Here is a 2,872-nt window from a genome sequence, read left to right on the forward strand (position 1 = left end):
AGCGCCGCTTTTTCGGATAATCTGCGCAATATCCTGTTTATGCTTCAGTCCTCAGGTCCGCTGACGCAGCGTACTGCCCGGACACTGATCAATACGATTGAGTCAGCCTATACCCATCACAACCCCTCGTTGGTTAAACAGCAGCTCAGCGAAAAAATTGCCCTGTTTGCGCCGACTGATGTGGTCACACTGGCCACCGAAATGAATAACATCGACGGGGACTACGGGGACTACGGGGACTACGGGGACTATAAGGTTGCCCGAAGCCTGATACGAAGATTGTTGATGAGTCTGGCCATCAACACAGTAACCGTTCTGGCCAGCGGTCGCAGACCGGATCTCCGGCAGAGGCTGCTGATCGCGGAATTGTTCAGCCGGCTCTCCGAAGACATCAACCCCATCAGGCTCCCAACCACGGAAAACCGCGAGTACCTGATTTACCTGGACCCTTTCACGCCCTTCTTCCAGGATTACCGGTTTCCCTCGCAGACCGTTCTGGGGGTTGATTCACCCTTTCTTATCACGCCCATTAATCACAGTGCCTATCGCTCCCAGATGCGTGAACTGACGCTACTGGAAGCAGTGCCACAAGCGCTACATGATGTGCTTCGTTATTTCAACGGACCTAATGAATTCATCGATAGCCTCCTGGCCTGGCGCAAATGGGAGAAAGAGAGTGGTTTCGGGGCAACAAAGGCGGTCGTTAATATTCGGCTGGATTCCGACCGGTTGATCGCAGACAGTTGGGTGATGGTCGATCAATGGCAAGAAAGTGAGCCTGTCAACATCCTGGTCGGACTGTCGGATGTACGACCAGCCTCGTCAGATACCCGTCTGGCCCGGGTGATGACCCAATCCTACGGGCTGGCTCTGTTCCTGCAACTGAGAGCATCGGTAGCAACCCCACCCGTTATCGTCAGGGCCATGGAGATATGGAAGACGGAATACCGTAATGATCCTGATGGTCATTACGCTTTTGACAACGGTCTGAAACTACGCCGGATACCGAACGACAGCGATCCGCTTTACCGGATACTGATCCTTAATATTGATGACCGTGAGTTCAGGTTTGCCCAAGGAACGGTGGATGATTTCCAGCGGGCACTGGACGTACTGTTTCAGGAAAAGCGTCTGGCCGTTTCGGTCAGAAACGTTATTCGTTCCCTTGAAGCGAAGCCGGAGATCGCTGTTGGTACTTTTGCACAGGGCCTGGTTAAGGTACACACAGATTTCTGGAAACAGATGCTGGATTCGGAACTGCGTTCTGCGCTGCAGTTGCAGGAAGCGGATTACCGGATGTTGAAAAAACGAATAGCCAGCTCTGGTTTACTCGCCAAAGTCAGGAGCAGGTTATTGTCAGATTTTGGTGATATGCAAACCCCGCCAGACAAAACTCACTACACTGGCAGAACGTCTTCCCGTTACATAGACGTCTATGGCAAAGAGATAAAAGAGAACAGTCCCGGAATTATTAGCGAAGTGACACCGGGCACCTATGGCGATAAAGGTTCGGAGTCAAAAGTCGCGATCTTGTTCTCTGCCCGGTTTATCAAACAGGTTCTGGAAAACGATGTCACTGCAAATGATATGAAGTCATTGCATGAGACTATTATCAAAACGCTTCGATGGCTCAGAACCACCTCTAAATTCAAGGCTTTTTCCGATGCGTTGATGGCAGGACAGAGCCAAATCTTTGGAGACCTCCAGACTCTGGTGAATCAGGGTGTTATTGATGGTTCTGTCGGCAGCGGCTTCGACCAGGTCAAAATACCTGGCTCTGTCCGGCTATTACTGGTCATCACTCCTCCCGGTTCATCCGGAACTACTCCGGCAGAACCGGTTCTGATTAACAATGCCGGTTGTGTCCTGAAAATTGATCCGGGCCAGTATGTCACCGAAGGCAAAATGCCCGTTGAACAATATCGCACTTTATCAGGCCTGATCGCTCGTTATATTGTTTCAACCAATCTGTTGGCAGGAATCAACAGCGATTCTGAAAGCATTCGGAAAAGAATTCTGCGTGATCTTGACGTTGACGATGTTAAGCGATTACAAGAGGGTATCAAAGTTCCGGATATCCCCTTAGACATTTATAAAGGACGGATCGGTCTTGAAATAGAGTATGCTGACACAAGTGTGGATGCTGAATCGAGAAATATGCTTGCGTCCAGTAAATCTTCACCTAACACGCTTTCTCTCACTGATTATGCTGATCTGACTCTATCTAGCGAAGATCCTCCTGATCCGACTACAACCAACGATAAACGCCGCGGTGACTCAATCGTTGAAATCATTACCGGACCAGAACCTCTCCGGGATTATCTAAGTGAGTCCTCAGCTTTATTTCGTGCTACCAATACGATGGCCTCTGTATTGGCAAACATACCTGAGAGTGGCTATACCGTAGGCGATTTAGTTAAGGCTTATAATGACGAGCTAATTGGAAATAATCCCAAAGGTAATTTAAAAAAATTCAAGTTATCCAGCGACCATAGATTTGAAAACAGTAAAGTCTCATTGCTGCCCGGGGTAAAAAGGACATCACCGTTATCTCACCATGTTCAGGTCAATATCGGGGTCGATCTTGGCGAGATTGGGGCTATAACATCCTATATTCCCTGTCTTATGGCTCCGAGGAAAAGTGACCCATTAAGAGACGTTTTTCAGTGGAGCCAGTACAAGGCCTATGTCATTACAAAAAAACTGAATCTGAATTCTGATTTACTGAAGTCCATGTTGACCATTCATTTGTACAAGCAGGTATTAGACAGTTCAACCGACGTTTTTTTCAGGGATAAACTGGGAACCGAAAACACACCCATCACTCAACTTGAAGGATTACTGAGACTGGGTACCGCTGATTTTTTAATGA

The 2,872-nt window shown here is 48.3% G+C and carries 1 protein-coding gene; it reads left to right on the forward strand.

Features of this window, described 5'->3' with window-relative positions; genetic code table 11:
* A partial coding sequence (locus KDK18_RS02655; protein ID WP_257253000.1) for a hypothetical protein occupies positions 1-2,872 on the forward strand: 2,872 nt, incomplete at both ends.

The sequence above is a fragment of the Endozoicomonas sp. SESOKO3 genome (assembly GCF_024606255.1).